Source organism: Marinagarivorans algicola (assembly GCF_001292705.1).
Taxonomy (GTDB): Bacteria; Pseudomonadota; Gammaproteobacteria; order Pseudomonadales; family Cellvibrionaceae; genus Marinagarivorans; species Marinagarivorans algicola.
In genome coordinates, this window is sequence record NZ_LGAK01000011.1 from 132,885 (window position 1) to 151,203 (window position 18,319).

Below are 18,319 nucleotides of genomic sequence, written 5' to 3' on the forward strand. Positions count from 1 at the left end.
TCAATAAAAACAAAAAGCCCACCTAATATGCAGCCATTAATACCTATACGTTATCAATGGCTGCATACAAAATTAGTGGGTAACCGCTGGCGCGACAGTGTGAATATACACTTTAAATTTTAAGGTGCGCCCAGCTAAAGGGTGGTTAAAATCGACTAATATCGTATCCTCTTTTAATTCTTTAATCACACCCGGTAATTCGGTATTCTGTGCATCCGAAAAAGAGAGCATCAGACCGACTTCCAGCGTCATATCTTTCGGGAAATCACTCATGGCGACTTCTTGAACATTATTAGGATTTGGCATACCAAAACCTTGCTCAGGGGTAATCAATAACTCTTTTTCGTCACCAGCACGTAAGCCGAACATCGCTTTTTCAAATCCTTCAAGTAAGTTGCCATCACCCACAACAAATGTCACAGGTTCTTCACCGTGATTAGAATCCACAACAGTGCCATCTTCCAATGCTAGCGAAAAATTCAAGGTAACTTTAGTATTATCTGCAACCGCTAAATTAATCATGACTGCCCTCAGTTTTTTGATTGTCGCTGGCTTTTGCCCCAGCACCAAAAATGGAATCCCATATTAATAAAGCTGCGCCACAAGAGATGCCACAATCGGCAATATTAAACGCGGGGAAGTGGCTGTTATTCCAATAAAAATCGATAAAGTCAACAACATAACCCAAGGTGACGCGATCGTAGAGGTTGCCTAATGCCCCACCCAAAATGAGGCAAACCCCTAAAGATTCTAACTTTTTAGTGGTGGCTATACGCGATAGCCACACAGTTAATACAATACTCATCACAGCCGCTATACTCGCAAAAAACCAGCGCTGCCAACCACCGGCATCATACAAAAAACTAAAGGCTGCGCCATGATTATAGCGTAGCGTAAAGTTAAATAGCCCATCAATCACAGGGTAGGTGGTACCTTCAATTTGCAATACCGCAACGGCATACACTTTAGTCCATAAATCAAGCCCTAATACAATCAAAGTAATACTTAAAAATATTGCTATCGCGTTGGTACGCTGACTCATAAAGCTAAGATTAAGTGTTTCTTGATTAGGCATAACGTCGCACCTCTCCGTCGGTTGTAATGTTAGTCACGCAGCGGGTGCATAATTCGGGGTGCTCAGCATGCTGCCCAATCGTATCGCTATGGTGCCAGCAGCGAACACATTTATTGGTCGTTGTTTTAGTCACCTGAATACTTAAACCATCGAGCTGTGTCGCTTCTGCTTTCGCCTCTGCCGCTTGCGCTTTAGTGGCTAAAGTCACTTTAGACACCATCAATACAAAACGAAGCTCATCGTCTAATGACGATAAAACATCGCGCAACTGATCGCCACAATAGAGCACAACATCAGCCTCTAATGACTTGCCTACCTCACCATCGCTGCGCTTTTGCTCAAGCACTTTATTGAGCTCACCTTTCACTTCAGCCAATAAATCTACAACCTCGGGCTTTAGTGCCCGCGCGCTGCAATCGGGTAATGCGTACCATGTTTCGGCAAATATCGGTAACTCACTCGCACCTGGCATTGCTTGCCAAATTTCATCGGCGGTATAAGACATAATAGGAGCAATCCAGCGCACCAACGCTTGAATAATATGGTATTGCGCTGTTTGTGCAGAACGGCGTGCTACGCTTTTGGTGGGTGTTGTATAAACGCGGTCTTTAGTAATATCTAAATAGAACCCACCCAAATCCACAATACAAAAGTTGTGAAGTTTTTGATAAATTTGATGCAATTCATAGGTTTCGTAATGCGCCAATATTTCTTGTTGTAACTGCGCGGTACGCTCAACAGCCCAAGCATCTAATGCCACTAACTCACCAGCGGGTAATAAGTCTTGCTCAGGGTTAAACTCACCTAAGTTAGCCATCAAATAACGTACCGTATTGCGAATGCGACGATACGAATCGGCAGTACGTTTTAAAATGGTTTCTGATACGCTCATGTCCCCAGAAAAGTCAGTCGCCGATACCCACAAACGTAAAACATCAGCGCCCAAGTCATTAAAGACTGTTTGCGGTGACATCACATTGCCCAACGATTTAGACATTTTGTGGCCATTTTGATCGACTGCAAAGCCATGCGTTAACACTTGTTTATAAGGCGCCGAGCCATAAATAGCCATCGCCGTTTTTAACGATGACTGAAACCAACCGCGATGCTGATCAGAGCCTTCTAGGTATAAATCGGCTGGGTAGTGCAAGTTGTCTCGCTGCGACAATACCGATGAATGTGTCACACCCGAGTCAAACCACACATCGAGAGTATCAGTGACTTTTTCATACTGATCAACGTCATCGCCTAATAGTACTTGAGCGTCTAGTTCAAACCACGCCTCTATACCGCCTTGCTCTACTTTTTGAGCCACCTGCTCAATTAAAGCTTCGGTATTAGGGTGTAAGTCACCGGTATTTTTATCAATGAATAAGGCAATTGGCACACCCCATGTACGTTGACGCGACACACACCAATCGGGACTCGACTCCAGCATGGCGCGAATACGCGTTTCACCCCAGCTCGGCAACCACTCCACGCCATCTACAGCATTTTTCACATCATTCAACAAACCGTTTGCCGTCATACTAATAAACCACTGCGGTGTTGCACGATAGATCAGTGGTGTTTTGGTACGCCAGCAGTGCGGGTAACTGTGTACCAGCTTTGCAGCATGAAACAAATGACCTCTTTGGCTGAGCGCATCGAGTATGGCCTCATCAACCTTGTATACATGTTGACCCGCAAATAGCTCAACATTTTCACGGTAAACACCATCACCACCGACAATATTGAGTGTACCGATATTGTATTTCTTACCAACATTAAAATCTTCTACACCATGATCAGGGGCTGTATGCACGCAGCCTGTGCCGGCATCGACAGTGACATGATCACCTAAGATAATAGGCACTGTTTTACTGTAAATAGGATGTTGTAGCGCAAGGTTTTCTAAAACACTGCCTTTAAAAGTCGCGAGTACTTTAGGGTTTTCGAGCTCTCCGCGCTGACACACCCCCTCCATAAGTGCTTCAGCCACAACTATGGTGGCATCGCCAGCACTAATTAGTACATAGTCAAGCTCGGCATTTAAGCTCACAGCTTGGTTTGCCGGTAAAGTCCACGGGGTGGTTGTCCAAATAACAATGGCCGCATTGGCAGGTACCTGCTCAAATCCAATCCGCGCGGCAAAATCAGTAATATCATCAATCGGAAATTTAACATCAATCGAATTAGAAGTTTTTTCGTGATACTCCACTTCAGCCTCAGCCAATGCCGAACCACCCACCACACTCCAATAAACCGGTTTAAAACCTTTCACCAAATGCCCATTTTTAGCGATTTTGCCTAGGGCGCGAATAGTATCGGCTTCGGTTTTATAATCCATGGTTAAATAAGGTGTATCCCATTCACCTAACACCCCCAAGCGCACAAAGTCCTCTTTTTGACCAGCAACTTGCTTGGCGGCGTATTCGCGACACTTTTTACGAAACACATTGTGCTCAACTTTTACGCCCGCTTTACCAATTTTTTTCTCGACATTATGTTCAATAGGTAAACCATGACAATCCCAGCCAGGCACATAGGGTGCATCAAAACCACTCAACGTTTTTGATTTAATAATAATATCTTTTAATATTTTATTAACCGCATGTCCAATATGAATATTGCCGTTTGCATAAGGAGGGCCATCATGCAAAATAAATTTTGGCGCACCATTGCGGGCCGTGCGAATCGCTTGATAAATATTCTCTTTTTGCCAGCGCTTTAACGTTTGCGGCTCGCGTTGAGCTAAGTTGGCTTTCATGGCAAAAGCCGTTTTAGGTAAATTGAGTGTGGCTTTGTAATCAGTCATGTCGCGTTTCTTAAGGTGAATGTCAATAAATAAAAATTAACCCAATGTTAATTTTATGGAAGTCGTTTTTGGCTATCTAAATTGTTGGCGCATCAAAAAAACATTGAGCATTTGCGCAATCTTGCTGTATTTGTGCAACGAGCTGTTCGATGGAGTCGAATTTTTTCTCTGCGCGCAGCATCGCACAAAATTCCACCGAAATAAATTGGCCATAAAGGTTGCGGTGAAAATCAAAAATATGCACCTCAAGCATGGGTTTATGGATACCAGCAATCGTAGGTTTAATACCTACATTTGCGACACCGTTATAAACATGCCGGTCAAGAGTTACCTTAACAGCATACACCCCGCCCAATGCCGCATGGTAACGCCCCAAACCAATATTGGCGGTAGGCACACCAATAGTTCGACCGAGCTGATTACCGTAGATAACGCGCCCCGCAATAGTATAAGGTTTGCCGAGTAGTTCGTTTGCAGCCGTTAAGGCCTGTTCACTTAGCAATTGGCGAATGCGTGTACTACTGACTCGCTCACCGCCCATAATAAAGGTTTGGCTTTTAGACACACTAAAACCCAATGACTCACCAGCTTGCTGAAGTAAGTCAAAATCACCTTGCCGATCACACCCAAATCTAAAGTCATCGCCGACTTCTAAGTGCCTCACATTGAGGCCCTCAACCAACACTTGGGCAATAAATGCTTCGGCACTTAAATTGCGAAGCTGGGCGTTAAAACGCAGACACACCACGTAATTAATGCCCTCGGCAAATAAAGCCTGTACTTTTTCGCGTAGCCGCATCAGCCTTGGGCGCACAGATTGCTTGGCAAAGTACTCATGAGGTTGCGGCTCAAAAATAACAACCGCACTGGGGACATTCTGCGCTTTCGCCAAAGTAACAAGACGAGCAAGAATTTGCTGGTGTCCAAGATGCACCCCATCAAACGAGCCAATAGTGACCACACAGGCGCTACTGAGCTTGCGTAAACCGCTCAGTCCCGAAATAAATGCCTGCTGCTCCATTATACTCGCCCTAAATCACTAAAATTGACGCGCGAGTATACACTAGAACAGCAGCTCGGTGCCCAACCAAACAGAACAAAACACACAATAAGTAAGCACTTGCAAACACATTATCATTAGCGAGTGGCGAATTAGGTCACTAAAATAAATCAACCGAGGAAGAGGGAGGGCGAGGCGATTTGCTCGCACCAGCAAGCTCAGGGTGTTCATCAAGCGCATGAAGAGAGGTTTCCAGGCTCATTTCTAGACGCATAAAAATCTCGTCAACTTTCAGGCCTTCACTAAAAACATTATTAGTTGTACCAATAAGTCGCTCCACTACACCGTCAATAAAAGCCTCATCCGACTCAATTAATGCCAAGTGAGGCACGCGATCTTGCAGCATTGACGTCGATAGATCGACCTCATTCATAATACTTTGCATCACATCTTGATAGCGTGCTTTAACGCAATTCATCACCGTATTAATGTCTTTACTGAGCTTGCGTAAACACTCCCGCTCTTCAATTAGCGTATGGCGATCTTCTAGTGAATGAATGCGAGCATTTAGCCCTTGCAGTAAATGAAAGGTGTTATCTTTGATGGCGCCATATTTATCAGCATCGTCAACGGGCATGTTCTTGATCAACAATGAAACACGATCATAATTGCAAATAGTGCGTGCACCAAAATCAATATAGCGATCAGTATTTTTAAGCTGATACAGCAATTGTGACTCTAGATCTTTGCTCATGCCGTGAGCTTCCATGTTTTTCACTCCCAAGCTACTGCGCATTTGCAAACTGCATTTTAAACCGTAGCGCTCAAGCGTCACAAAGAGCTGCTGACCCAATTGATCTAGATTATCGCACTCATGCACCGCCAATAGAAATTGAATATTAGCCCCTAAATCGCTGTTATCAACCATCGCATTGCGAGCGGTTTCAGTGGCTAATTCTAAGCGATTATTGAGCTGCTCATTGGCAATGCGATGAAAGATACTTTTAGTGATCCGTGCACAGGCTTCATCTTTGTTAGTGGCGAGATCAATAATATCATCGCAACCATTTTGATACGCTTCAAGTTTATCGGCTAGCGAGCACTGGTCGGCAATCACTATAACCGGCAAATCTAACTGCTTACCCAGAGCCAAGCCTGAGCTCGTACAAGTCATTAAGGAGTACGCTAGCGAGCTACAATCAATGACCACCGCGCGATAATCACCTGTTGTGAGTAAATCCTTTAAATCATCAGTGCAGGCAACGCACTGTGCGTTAAAGAAATGCTGTATATACTCACCCATCACCGATAATTTTTCACTGCATAGTAATATCTGATAACTCACTTTGACTCCCAGCCTACTGGCCTACATTACCAACACCCTACCTCTTAAACTAGCCAACATTAAGAGATCAGCAAATAATAATCGCTGTTTTTTTAAAGCCACTTACCCAGTATTTTATCGCCCCTAGATTGGCAATAGTTTTTTGACTAATGGCGCAACCTTAACACCGGCGCTATAGCCAGTGCCATTTAACAGGCTTACTGTATCGCCGCCCAAGTAATGAACACGCTAATATAAAAACGAATAAAGGCAAAATCATCAAAAAGGTCTAACTTTATAGAAACACCGTTAACTTAACTAGCGAGCGCCCCATGAGCACACCCCCTAAGGAAGCCTCTTTTATTGATGTTATTGCCGAGCGCATTCAGCAAGACAATATCGAAGTCCCTATGCTGCCGGAAGTTGCTAATAAAGTGATGCGGCTCACCAATGACTCTGAGTCAGATGCTGGGGACTTAGCCACATTAATTCAAAGCGACCAGCCACTAGCCGGTCACGTAATGCGCATTGCAAACTCAGCATTGTATTCACCCAATGCGACCTTAGTCTCTTTACAGCAGGCTATCACTCGGCTAGGCATGCGTGTCATTGCAGATATCGCCTTAGCAGCCTCGGTCAACAGTAAAATGTTCAATGTGCCAGGCTACGAAAAACACATTCAAATAGAGCTGCAGTTTTCATTAATGGCCGGCTTATGGGCCAAAGAAATCGCACGGGCTTGTCGGCGCAACGTAGAGGCGGCATTTTTAGCAGGGCTACTGCACGATATCGGGCGTCCTGTTGCCATCCAAGTTATTATAGAATCGGCTAAAAAAGTGCAGCTAGATGTACCTCCCAATATGATGTTTGAGCTAGAGCAACACTTTCAACGCTCACTGGGTATTAGTGTGGTACACCAATGGGAGATGCCCAGCTTGGTCTGCGACGTTGTGACTTGGTTTGATGATTACGCTAATGCGGGCAAAAGCGCCGAGCAAACCATGATTGTAGTCGCGGGAGCCGAATTTGCTCGTCGCTTTTATAAAGATACGCCCCTTAATAAAAAAATTACACACGAGCAACTCATCAAATCACCGGTACTTGCCGACCTTAACCTGTACCCCGATGACATCGAAAAACTGATCCAAAAAGAAGAAGCGATAAACTCTGCCATGGAGGCGATGGGCCAATGAACACATCAAGTACAACCGATCAAAATCACATAAGTGATTACGATATGATTGTCATTGGTAGCGGGCCTGCAGGGCAAAAGGCTGCCATTCAAGCTGCAAAAATGGGCCGTAACGTTGCCCTTATCGAACGCAGCCGTGAGCTAGGTGGCTCGTGTGTGCACCGCGGCACCATTCCATCAAAAACCTTACGTGAAAACGCACTGCGTGTAAGGGCTATGCGACAAAGTGCTGAAATTGCTAATTTTGAACTCCCCGAAGACATTGAACTAGCCACCTTAATTAGCCGCTTAGGCGACGTACTTAATGCCCATGATGAATATATGCGTAGGCAAGTGGCACGTAATAATGTCGACCTTATTCACGGCCGTGCTAAATTTGAATCATCAACATGCATATCGGTCACCAATGTACGCGGGCAAATACAGCGCTACGAATCTGAGCATATTGTCATTGCCACAGGCTCCGAGCCGCGCACCCCTGAGCATGTGGCCATTGACCATGAACATCTTTTTGATAGCGACTCTATTTTATCGATGTTGTATTTGCCGCATAGTCTGGCGGTGCTAGGGGGCGGTGTTATTGCCAGTGAATATGCCTCTATCTTTCAGGCGCTAGGCGTTAAAGTGACTATGATCGACCGCTACCCAAGGCCTTTAGGTTTTTTAGATGATGATTTAACCGATACCTTTATTGCCGGCTTTGAAGACATGGGCGGCACTTGGCTCGGTAACCGCCAAGTCACCAAAGCTTATTGGGATGGCGCAGACTCTGTCATTACCGAGCTAGAAGACGGCACACACGTCAAAAGCGAAAAGCTATTATGCGCAGCAGGGCGTATTTCTAATGTCAAAGATCTATGTATTAGTAAGGCTGGGTTAAAAGTCAATGAACGCGGCCTAATTAGCGTTAATGCCGATTTGAAAACAGCTGTCCCCACCATTTATGCTGCTGGCGATATTATTGGCCCACCGTCTCTAGCATCTGCCTCAATGGAGCAAGGCCGGCGAGCGAGTTGTAATGCACTTAACATCCCACTAGGTAACATGAACACTATGATTCCCTCCGGTATTTATTCTATTCCAGAGCTATCATCTATTGGGTTAAGCGAGGCACAAGCTAAAGCCAAACACCCTAATTGCTTGGTCGGCAAGGCGCGCTTCGATGAAATTGCCCGCGGCCAAATATCAGGTATCCAAAACGGCTTATTAAAAATAGTTTGCGACCACCAAGGTAAAAAAATACTCGGCGTAATGATTGTCGGTGAAGGAGCTACAGAATTGATTCATATCGGTCAAATGGCCATGATTAATCACAGCGACATCGATATATTTGTCGATAATATTTTTAATTTCCCCACATTAGCAGAAGCTTATCGCGTGGCGGCTCTGAGCATTATTGGCCAGCGTTTGTGCCAAGCATAAAGCGCACCTATAACACCGTTATCGCTACCTAGCGATGAGTACTGATACTGGGTCAAGTACAGGGCTTTTACCCAGTATCTATTTTTCTTCAGTAGTAGTTTTCGTATGATTAGGCTGTGCGCTATCTGTAGAACGTGACTTACTTTCAAAGATTTTATCCACGTCCATTTTAGGGTCATCCCAACTACCGGTTACGTTATAGCGTACACTCGCAAAATCATTCACTTGCTCTTTAAATAACTTCCCGACCACATAAACACCCACGGCAGCTGGCAGCCCTGCCGTAAGCGCGGCGGCAACAGCTAAATTACCCGCAATAGGTAAAGTAGCAACCAATTGACTGTTGATAGTTTGTGCCTTCAGGTTGATATCGCCAAACAATTGCAAGTCAGCCGATGTGGTATCTACTTTTAAAGGTGCCTCATGCGTCAAATGCACAGAGTCATTTCTAAAATTTAATTGCCCAGCGACCTTATCATAAGCCAAGCCTTCAGCACTTAAATCTGAAAAATCTAATCGTAAACGACGCACAAGTGTATCAAAATTGAGTAAGGCAATTAAATTCAAAAAGGCACTATCACCCTTGCCCTCTTCACTCATAAATTTACCTTTTGACAAATTAATATCAACGGTACCGGCCAGCGCATTCACATCTAATTGATCAGGATAACCCGGCCAGTTGACGCTAATATTGAATGACGCTTTTTGACTCGTCATCATGCTAGGGTAGCCAAAATTATTCATGACATTACCTATATTAGCGGTGCGCACAACGCCGCTAAAGCTTGTTTCCCAAGCATCAACATCGCGCTTATAAAGCGCTAAGGTGGCACCTAAATTTTTTAAGCCACGTAAATTACCGCGAATGTTTTTAGCCAGTAAACCCTGATGTACAGGCCGATAATCAAAAGACACATGTCCCCAGCCCTCGCCCGCAATAGCAAGCTCATCAATTTTGACCTCCATCGGCTCTAAGTGCTCAAGTGCGACATCGGCCAGTACGCTCACCTTAGGCTCAGAGGCATCAAGCGGGTCATCGCTTTTGGGGAGGTGTAAATACTCAAAATGTAATTTTGAAGGATCTCCATTATTAAAGCGCTGATAATTGGCCACCGCGAGTGATGTCTCAATATCAAAATACCAAGAGCTGTCTAATTCTTTGCCCCACAGGGAGAGATCATGAATCACTACGTTATCAACGGCAGCCGTTTTTGCTTTAACCCCCATAGAAAATTTAGGCGTAGCAATGCTCGAGGCAGATACCGGCACCCCCTCAGCTAATGCTTGTTGCCCAGCACTCGAATTAGCCAACGCTAAAGTATCCAAATACTCCAATACAAACGTCGTCCAGGGCTTGATATCGATATGCGCTAGCTCACCATGCAAGCGCATGTCACCCGCAGAGGCTCGTGCACCCGTATTAATCCCCACATCAAGCCCCAGTAAACTGCCGCCTTGCATTAATAGCTCACTGTTGAGACCGTTGCTGGCTCTAATCCCAATACGACTTAATGACTGCCCCGCCGGTAAAGAGTAAAAAACATCCAGCCCCATTTTTTCATCAGCCGCCTTAGCGTAAGGTTTAGGGTAGGTCAAAGTAACGCCTTTCAGTTGTGTACTCGCCTGCAGTTCAATACCCTGTGTTGGATGGTCAAAGGGAAGCTTTAGCCAGCCTGCAACCTGTGTTTTACCTTGCATATAATTAAACATCGGCCGCTTTAGCCAAGCATGTAAGTCTTGCGTGGTCATAGTCCCGTCAAAGTCCAGTCTCAATAAACGGCCTTGCTGATCTTTAAGGGTATTTAATGACGCACTCACAGGCTGGCCCCATAAATGCGCTTGGATACGCTTAGCCGTTAAACCTTGTTGGGTGTGGTAACGAATATCACCACTGACCTGATCAAAGTGCAAACCAATATCCGATAGTGCAAATTTGCCATTTTGTAGTGTCGCCTGAATATCTTGCCAGCCGTCATTGAGGCCGCCTTCTAAAGGAATAAATAACTCCACACTACCGGTATAAAGCCCGCTGGCATCAAACTGCGCCAATGCCTCACCCGCAACATCTTTAACCGGACTAGAGCGCAGCAAAGCGAGTGCATCCGCCGTATCGCCACGTACATTACCTGTAATCGATAATGCCATTTTGTCTGTCGGTGTTTTGATCAGTTTCACTCGCCCAGCCGTTAATTGATTGCCCAGTAACTCCCCTTGATCAACCGCAACCACTAATGCCATATCATCAACGAGTAAAGAAGCGTTGGCATTTTTTAAAATCGGCCACGCAGGGTCAAAAGCTAGCTCCGCGCTATGAATTTTCATCCCTAATTGTAAGGTTCTTGGGCGCAACGGCTTAGGTAATAAAGAGCCACGGTAAATAAAACCACCGTCCGTTAAATCACCATCTTTAATACTTTGCCCTAACCATTGATACAAAGAGCTAGGAATTGTATAAGGTACGTAATTTTCGTGATAGCGCACAGCACTCTGGCGCATACCTACCACTAAGCACATCTCGGGCTCTTGATTGGCCATTTTTTTAAAGGGTAGCGATAGTGATAAATAACCCGCGCCATCACCACCCAAGCCTTTCAGATGTAGCAGCCCAGAGGTCACATAAACAATGGAGTCCTCTAAATTAACAAACCAAGCAATCTCACCCGAGGCCTGCGAAAAACTCAGCGGCTTTTTATACACAATCGGGTAATGCATCATAAAGCCGTCATTAGCGGCAATCACCATTCGCCCCTGAAACGCACTCGCCTCGACAAAACCCGTTGCATGACGCACTTGCGGCGCGCCTTGCCAACTTTCGACTGCGGCATCAATCACGTTGGCTTGTAAATTAAAATAGCCCTCTTCTGGACGAGTAAGTGTCACGCCAATATTGCGCAATAAACCACCAGGTTGCAATAAACTCTGGAGTTTAGCAATAGTGTTATTAAGTTTTAACGTGCCGGCAACATGGCTCCAAGCCGTGACATCAAGCTCACGTATACTCAGCGATACTGGGCGATGCAAGCTCGCGCGCAGCTCTAAATCTAGAGGCGGAATTTGCGCATCCGCCCAACTCAAACCAAAGTCCTCAACTTGTGCAAACAAGCCTTGCGTTTTGCTCCATGTGCCGGCGTATTTAAAGTAAGGAATAGCCGGCGCGGCGATATTGCCTGGCAGCTCAAACGGTAAACCCGACGCCTTAGCGCCGCCATTAAAAACAACTCCTTTCGCGGCAGAACCGGCAAACCACAGCTGCAGATCAACGCGGCTGCCATCACTCCATAAACCAGGCTCTATGTGTAAGCCTTTGTTCAACCCCGTTGCAGCCACCACCTTTTGTAAGGGGAACTGTTTAAGCTGTAAATAACCTTTCGCGCTAAAATTTTTATCATCGCGGGGGTCGCCATTACCCTCAACAATAAAATACACGGCGTTAGAGTCAGCATCGACATCAAGCTTAGCTTTTAAGCGATGAAAATCGTGATCGTTCTCTAAAGACACGCTCGGCACATTAATTTCGGCAACGTGGCCTGTTCTAAATTTAAACGCCAAGTGTGTATTGCTTAGCTCTAGACGACGCCCAAATAAGAAAATATCTAGCGGGTCATCAATCGTGAAATTGCGATCACCCGCCGATGATTGCGGCAGCCCAACGACTCGCCAAGCACCGGTTTGATTTTGCTCGAGCAGCAAATTTAAACCATCAACGTTGAGCTTACCTAGCGCTAGACGCCAATCATCAAAGGTAGACAACAAATTGATGTCGGCCGACAAACTACGGGCAAAAAAGCGCCCCTGTTGATCGTTACTACGAATACCCACGCCAACTAATTCAATCGAGGGCCTCAGCCCATCCCAGCTGGCATTGATTGCCTCCAAGGTAATATTGGCATTAAGGCGCTCAGAAAGCTGGCGCTCAAAGTAAGCTTTGTAATCATTAAGATAAGGGAAGGCAAAGCGCCCCAATTGCACACTAACAGCCAAAAATATGACCAAAAAAACCGCCATGCCCCACACAAAGCGCACAAACGGTTTCCAAAAACGGCGGGGTAATATCACAACATTACACCTGGCATAATACTTACAATCAATTTTGTCACATCAAGTTTTAGGGCTTATTCATATCGGCGCAATACGCTAAACCAACACAATATCGTATTGCTCTTGATTGTACAGCGCCTCTACTTGGAATTGGATAGAGCGTTTAATAAACATTTCCAAATCTGCCACATTGTCCGACTCCTCATCCAGTAAACGATCTATCACGACCTGTGAGGCTAATACCAATAATTTGGTTTCGTCATAGTTGCGTGCTTCGCGCAGTATTTCACGAAATATCTCATAACAAACCGTTTCAGGCGACTTTAAAATGCCGCGCCCATTACATACCGAGCAGGGCATGCATAACATTTGCCCTAGCGATTCACTGGTGCGTTTACGCGTCATCTCGACTAAGCCTAGCTGAGACACACCCATAACGTTAGTTTTTGCTCGATCGCGCTCTAAGTGCTTTTCGAGAGTGCGCAGGACTTGACGTTGGTGTTCTGGGTCGCTCATATCTATAAAATCAAGAATAATAATCCCCCCTAAATTGCGTAACCGTAGTTGCCGAGCAATCGCCGAAGCCGCCTCTAGGTTCGTTTTAAAGATGGTTTCTTCTAAATTGCGATGCCCAACAAAAGCCCCGGTATTCACATCAACCGTCGACATAGCTTCGGTTTGCTCAATAATCAAATAACCACCTGATTTAAGCGGTACATGGGTTTCTAGCGCTTTTTTAAGCTCATCCTCAACGCCATACAAATCAAAGATGGGTCGCGGCCCAGGATAATGCTCGATACGCCCACCAATTTCAGGGGCGTAGTATTGCGCAAAATTCTCCATTTTTTGTAACGATTCACGCGAATCAATGCGTACTTTTTCGAGTGCTGGCTGCATTAAGTCACGCACAGTACGCATATAAAGCGGTAGGTCTTCATACACTAGCGTTGGAGCTTTGCTCTTTTTGATTTTATCTTCAAGGTTATGCCACAGCTTGTACACAAACGGAATATCAGCTTTCAGTTCTTCAATTGAAGCCCCTTCGGCGGCTGTACGTACAATAAAGCCACCTCCATATTGCTCTTGGTATTCGCTCGTTAGCTCTGCGACCGCTGCTTTTAGGCGCTCGCGCTCAGCGCCATCTTCTATGCGGTTAGAAATACCAATATGCTCACTGTTAGGCATATACACCAAATAACGCGCAGACACCGAAATATGCGTAGTTAAACGCGCACCCTTGGTGCTTATTGGATCTTTAGTGACCTGCACAAGTACTTGCTGGCCTTCACGCAATAAACAGCGAATATCGGCTGTTTCTTGCGATTTTTTCTCGACGCCGTCTTCGTTGAGCAGCGAGATATCACCCGCGTGAATAAAACCTGCACGCTCCAGTCCAATATCCACAAAAGCCGCTTGCATGCCCGGCAATACACGCACCACCTTACCTTTATAAATATTGCCAACAATGCCGCGCTTTTGCGTACGCTCTATATAAATTTCTTGTACTACGCCGTTTTCGACCAAAGCAGCGCGTGTTTCTGTGGGGCCAAAGTTAACGAGAATTTCATCTCTCACAGATTTCTCCCTGCTGGTTTTTAAGTGTATACATAAACATTAAAGCGCGAGTTATAGACGTGTCACTGACCGCTAAGCCAAGACAACCGCACAAGAGTCACCCATTAAATTAACCTTGCCAACACCCAATTGCAAACTGGTTAAGCAATTGCTGAGTTTGCGCAACAGGCAAACCCATCACCCCCGAGTAACTGCCCGCAAGATGGCTCACAAACACACCGCCAAAACCTTGCACCCCATAGCCGCCTGCTTTGTCACAGGGCTCACCGGTTTGCCAATAGGCGGCTATTTCGGCAGGGCTAATCACTCTAAAAGTAACCTCGCTCGTCACCAGATCTGCCCGTTGCTTATCACCCTCGCACACCGCTATTGCGGTGTGCACTTTATGCGTATTACCACTCAACAGCATCAACATTTGCGCGCCTTGAGCGGCATCTTTGGGCTTTTCTAGTACTTGGCCTTGACACTCAACAATCGTATCAGCCCCCAAAACCGGGCATGATTGATCGGCATACGCCTGTGCACCAGCGCGTGCCTTATCGCAAGCTAAGCGCAAGACATAATCCATTGGCGCCTCTGCCTCAGCGCGCAACTCGGGCACATCAACGCTAATCACCTCAAAAGGCACACCTATTTGCTGTAAAAGTTCTGCACGGCGAGGGGATTTAGAGGCTAGTAGTAGTTTTTTCATATATTAAACAAACCTAAGTTTTTGAGTCGTCAGGCCAACCTTATCGAGCATCGCAGCCTAAACCCTTAAAATATAACCCGAATATAGATGCCATTGAATGATAATGGTTCACAGTTAGCATGAAGAATAGTTAACACAATTAAGCGACTGCACTAATCGTATCGCTAAACGGTATGTTGACGCTCAATGTATCAGGTGAAATGCATCGTGCTTCAATTAAACACCTTAAACCTACCACTGAACACCTTAAACGTGCCACACCCCGCGCGAAGGTTTAAGCAGCGTCAGCACTAAGGGCCAACACAGCGCCGTAATCAATGTAGGGAGGATAATCATTTCAACGGGAGCGTCATAGCCATCTAGGCCATATACCCAATTAACAAAAATTTGATGAATACCGACCAATATAAATACCCAGAGTATTTGCTGAGCTAGGCTATAACTGCGCAACCGCTGATAAGATAATAAGCACACGTAGGTAATAAACGCCAATGCAATCGCATGGGCGCCCCACACGCCGCCCACGACAACGTCTTGCGCTAAGCCAATTCCCCAAGCAATCACCACACCAAACCGAAAAGGGCAATATAAGGCCCAAAATATGCACAATAGCGGTAAGAATTCGGGCCTAAACCACGCATAATGCGCCGGCAACGGGTAGACGCACAAAAGCAGAGCCAGTAATACAGATACAACAACCCATGTATAAAAGCCGCTATGGGTTGTCATTACTGGGCTCTTTTACGTTATCACTATTAGGCTTTTTTAACATCGCTTTTGGTGGTGCACTAAAGGCTTGATCCCCAAAAGAGAAGCGGGTCTTGTTAGCAAAAACCAACAAAACATGGCGGTTGCGATTAAGCTGCGCCTTGGGTATAGCAACAACCTCAGCAAACGGGCGACCGGGGTCATAAGTAATTTTTTGTACGGTTGCCACGGGGTAGCCTGCCGGGTAAATATCACCCAAACCCGAGCTCACCAGTAAATCGCCCTCTTTAATATCTAATGTACTGGGTACATGACGCAGGCCTAGCTCAAAAACACTGCCGCGCCCCTCTGCAATAAGGCGTACACCATTGCGGTTAATTTGTACCGGTATGGCATGACTGGTATCCGAAATCAACAAAACCACGCTGTCGTTACTCGAGACATTAACCACTTGGCCAATCAGCCCAGTGGCATCCACAACTGGCTGACCAACATATACCCCGTCGTCACTACCGCGATTAATAAACACTTTATGGATATTAGGATCTGGCGCCACACCCACCAAATCGGCAACCAATACGCGATGATTTAGGTTATCAGCCGAGTTTAAGAGTTGCCGTAACCGTGTGTTTTCAGCTGCCAAAAAAGCCAATTGCTGTAGCTTGCGCTGATGAACTAATAACTCGCTGCGCAAGGCCTCGTTTTTTTGAATCAGCTCATCACGGCTAATTAAGCGGGTACGGCTCCACTCGGCAATATCGCGGGGTAAATCAGCAAACTTATAAAACGGAGCCGCAAGGCCAACGGCTTTATCACGCGCGCCCTGCAAAAAAGGCGTCGCCACAAATAGCCCAACCAATACTGCCGATACCACAAACAATACCGCTATTTTAGCGCCAAGTGATGGTCCTTTAGTAAAAAGCAGTTTAATGAACTTACCCTCTGGCTATGCCTTGAAGATCAACAACAATGAAAAAATACAATTTTTAAAGTCAATATAGCGCACATTGCCGCAATATGAAGCAGGCACGACACCCAAAAATTTAATAAAAGCAACGCATGCTCATAAAAAATCGTCATAATCCTTTATAACACAAGGTCCAAACAATCAGCTCAACCCAAATGCTAAAACGCCGGCAAGATATAGCCCCGCCGGCGCCAAAAACCAATAAAGTATTAGGGCAATGTAATGGTGCTGCTGTCCATTAACTCCATTGCTTTGCCACCACCGCGCGCTACACAGGTCAATGGGTCTTCAGCAATCACAACGGGCAAGCCTGTCTCTTCCATCAATAGCTGATCAATACTGCGCAACAAAGCACCGCCGCCGGTAATGACAATACCGCTTTCGGCAATATCACTCGCCAGCTCTGGAGGGCATTGCTCTAAAGCACTCTTTACCGCCTGCACAATACCCGCCAAAGGCTCCTGTAACGAGTCTAAAACTTCATCACTATTTAAGGTAAACGAACGAGGGACACCCTCGGCCAAATTACGTCCTCGCACGTCAATTTCGAGCACTTCACTACCGGCAAACGCGCAGCCGATTTCTTTTTTGATACGCTCAGCAGTGGCTTCACCAATGACACTGCCGTATTTGCGGCGCACAAAATTAATAATCGCTTCATCAAAGCGATCGCCGCCAATGCGTACAGAATCGGAATGCACTACGCCGTTTAGCGAGATAATGGCAATTTCAGTAGTGCCGCCACCAATATCCACCACCATAGAGCCGGTCGCTTCTTCTACACTAAGGCCTGCGCCAATCGCCGCGGCCATAGGCTCTTCTATTAAATGCACCTCGCGTGCGCCAGCACCAATGACCGACTCGCGAATCGCGCGCTTTTCGACTTCGGTCGATAAGCACGGCACGCAGACCAAAACCCGTGGCGAAGGTTGTAACCACGCGTTTTCGTGTACCTTTTTAATAAAGTGCTGCAGCATTTTTTCGGTCACTTGAAAGTCGGCAATCACACCATCTTTTAAGGGCCGAATGGCCATAATATTGCCCGGCGTACGGCCAAGCATACGCTTTGCCGCCATACCTACAGCCTGCACGCGCTTTTGGCCGTTATGATCCAAAATGGCCACAACTGAAGGCTCATTCAAAACAATACCGCGCTCACGCACATAAATTAAAGTATTCGCTGTGCCCAAATCAATGGACAAGTCATTAGAAAACATCCCGCGTAAGCGTTTAAACATGTGGACGAAAGCCTTTTTCAAGTCGGCACGCACAAAAGCATGCACATTTAAAATAATAATATTCGATACAGTAGCCCGATAGGGCTAAAAACAGCGACAAACAGCAAACCTAAAGGCCACTTTTGTCCCTATTATATAGAAGGGTTGCACTCTAGCAACGCTAAGGGACGAGAGCAAGGCGCAAATAAATTTTAGCCTTAACTTGGGTGGTATATTGGGCTTAAAGTGAACCGCTCAAACATCACAATAAATGTAAGCGTCCAGCCAACCACACCTAGCGCAATTATGCTTG

13 protein-coding genes are annotated in these 18,319 nt (G+C 45.8%); 2 read left to right on the forward strand and 11 right to left on the reverse strand.

Annotation, left to right across the window (positions count from 1 at the left end):
• Window positions 1-72: 72 nt before the first annotated feature.
• From AC438_RS05305 to AC438_RS05325, 5 genes are all read right to left on the reverse strand, one after another.
• On the reverse strand, window positions 73-522 hold the full coding sequence (locus AC438_RS05305) for an FKBP-type peptidyl-prolyl cis-trans isomerase (protein WP_053980200.1): 450 nt from the start codon (window positions 520-522) through the stop codon (window positions 73-75).
• Window positions 515-1,075, reverse strand: a complete 561-nt coding sequence (lspA, locus tag AC438_RS05310) for a signal peptidase II (protein WP_082353982.1) — start codon at window positions 1,073-1,075, stop codon at window positions 515-517. Before lspA ends, AC438_RS05305 begins: the two co-directional genes overlap by 8 nt.
• The gene (gene ileS / locus AC438_RS05315; RefSeq protein WP_053980201.1) at window positions 1,068-3,872 is read right to left on the reverse strand and encodes an isoleucine--tRNA ligase; all 2,805 of its coding nucleotides are present in this window, start codon (window positions 3,870-3,872) and stop codon (window positions 1,068-1,070) included. Before ileS ends, lspA begins: the two co-directional genes overlap by 8 nt.
• A 76-nt stretch (window positions 3,873-3,948) precedes the next feature.
• Window positions 3,949-4,893: a bifunctional riboflavin kinase/FAD synthetase gene (gene ribF, locus AC438_RS05320; RefSeq protein ID WP_053980202.1), complete on the reverse strand. Its 945-nt coding sequence runs from the start codon at window positions 4,891-4,893 to the stop codon at window positions 3,949-3,951.
• A gap of 139 nt (window positions 4,894-5,032) precedes the next feature.
• Complete coding sequence (locus AC438_RS05325; protein ID WP_156317004.1) at window positions 5,033-6,217, reverse strand: DNA-binding response regulator; 1,185 nt, start codon at window positions 6,215-6,217, stop codon at window positions 5,033-5,035.
• 311 nt (window positions 6,218-6,528) lie between these two features.
• Here AC438_RS05325 and AC438_RS05330 point away from each other — a divergent pair, with 311 nt between their 5' ends.
• Window positions 6,529-7,389: an HDOD domain-containing protein gene (locus AC438_RS05330; RefSeq protein WP_053980203.1), complete on the forward strand. Its 861-nt coding sequence runs from the start codon at window positions 6,529-6,531 to the stop codon at window positions 7,387-7,389.
• Window positions 7,386-8,810, forward strand: coding sequence for a Si-specific NAD(P)(+) transhydrogenase (sthA, locus tag AC438_RS05335; protein WP_053980204.1), 1,425 nt, complete (start codon window positions 7,386-7,388; stop codon window positions 8,808-8,810). Before AC438_RS05330 ends, sthA begins: the two co-directional genes overlap by 4 nt.
• Window positions 8,811-8,888: 78 nt before the next feature.
• On the opposite strand, the gene AC438_RS05340 is transcribed toward sthA, so the two are convergent.
• The 6 genes from AC438_RS05340 to AC438_RS05365 form a co-directional block, all read right to left on the reverse strand.
• On the reverse strand, window positions 8,889-12,866 hold the full coding sequence (locus AC438_RS05340; RefSeq protein ID WP_156317005.1) for a YhdP family phospholipid transporter: 3,978 nt from the start codon (window positions 12,864-12,866) through the stop codon (window positions 8,889-8,891).
• A 78-nt stretch (window positions 12,867-12,944) separates the two neighbouring features.
• The gene (gene rng / locus AC438_RS05345; RefSeq protein WP_053980206.1) at window positions 12,945-14,423 is read right to left on the reverse strand and encodes a ribonuclease G; all 1,479 of its coding nucleotides are present in this window, start codon (window positions 14,421-14,423) and stop codon (window positions 12,945-12,947) included.
• A 109-nt stretch (window positions 14,424-14,532) separates the two neighbouring features.
• The gene (locus tag AC438_RS05350; RefSeq protein ID WP_053980207.1) at window positions 14,533-15,114 is read right to left on the reverse strand and encodes a Maf family protein; all 582 of its coding nucleotides are present in this window, start codon (window positions 15,112-15,114) and stop codon (window positions 14,533-14,535) included.
• A gap of 246 nt (window positions 15,115-15,360) precedes the next feature.
• Complete coding sequence (gene mreD, locus AC438_RS05355) at window positions 15,361-15,843, reverse strand: rod shape-determining protein MreD (protein WP_053980208.1); 483 nt, start codon at window positions 15,841-15,843, stop codon at window positions 15,361-15,363.
• Window positions 15,830-16,753 (reverse strand): rod shape-determining protein MreC, encoded by a 924-nt coding sequence (gene mreC / locus AC438_RS05360; protein WP_338011121.1) that lies wholly within the window; start codon window positions 16,751-16,753, stop codon window positions 15,830-15,832. The genes mreD and mreC overlap by 14 nt, the downstream gene beginning before the upstream one ends.
• A gap of 245 nt (window positions 16,754-16,998) precedes the next feature.
• Window positions 16,999-18,027 carry a rod shape-determining protein gene (locus AC438_RS05365; RefSeq protein ID WP_053980209.1) on the reverse strand — a complete coding sequence of 343 codons (1,029 nt, stop codon included), beginning with the start codon at window positions 18,025-18,027 and terminating at the stop codon, window positions 16,999-17,001.
• Between the last annotated feature and the right edge of the window lie 292 nt (window positions 18,028-18,319).

Excerpts from the sequence above, each read along its gene's own strand:
- lspA (WP_082353982.1), bottom strand. The coding sequence starts at position 1,075 with ATGCCTAATCAAGAAACACTTAATCTTAGCTTTATGAGTCAGCGTACC.
- mreD (WP_053980208.1), bottom strand. The coding sequence starts at position 15,843 with ATGACAACCCATAGCGGCTTTTATACATGGGTTGTTGTATCTGTATTA.
- AC438_RS05330 (WP_053980203.1), top strand. The coding sequence starts at position 6,529 with ATGAGCACACCCCCTAAGGAAGCCTCTTTTATTGATGTTATTGCCGAG.
- AC438_RS05365 (WP_053980209.1), bottom strand. The coding sequence starts at position 18,027 with ATGTTTAAACGCTTACGCGGGATGTTTTCTAATGACTTGTCCATTGAT.
- ribF (WP_053980202.1), bottom strand. The coding sequence starts at position 4,893 with ATGGAGCAGCAGGCATTTATTTCGGGACTGAGCGGTTTACGCAAGCTC.
- sthA (WP_053980204.1), top strand. The coding sequence starts at position 7,386 with ATGAACACATCAAGTACAACCGATCAAAATCACATAAGTGATTACGAT.
- ileS (WP_053980201.1), bottom strand. The coding sequence starts at position 3,872 with ATGACTGATTACAAAGCCACACTCAATTTACCTAAAACGGCTTTTGCC.
- AC438_RS05350 (WP_053980207.1), bottom strand. The coding sequence starts at position 15,114 with ATGAAAAAACTACTACTAGCCTCTAAATCCCCTCGCCGTGCAGAACTT.
- AC438_RS05305 (WP_053980200.1), bottom strand. The coding sequence starts at position 522 with ATGATTAATTTAGCGGTTGCAGATAATACTAAAGTTACCTTGAATTTT.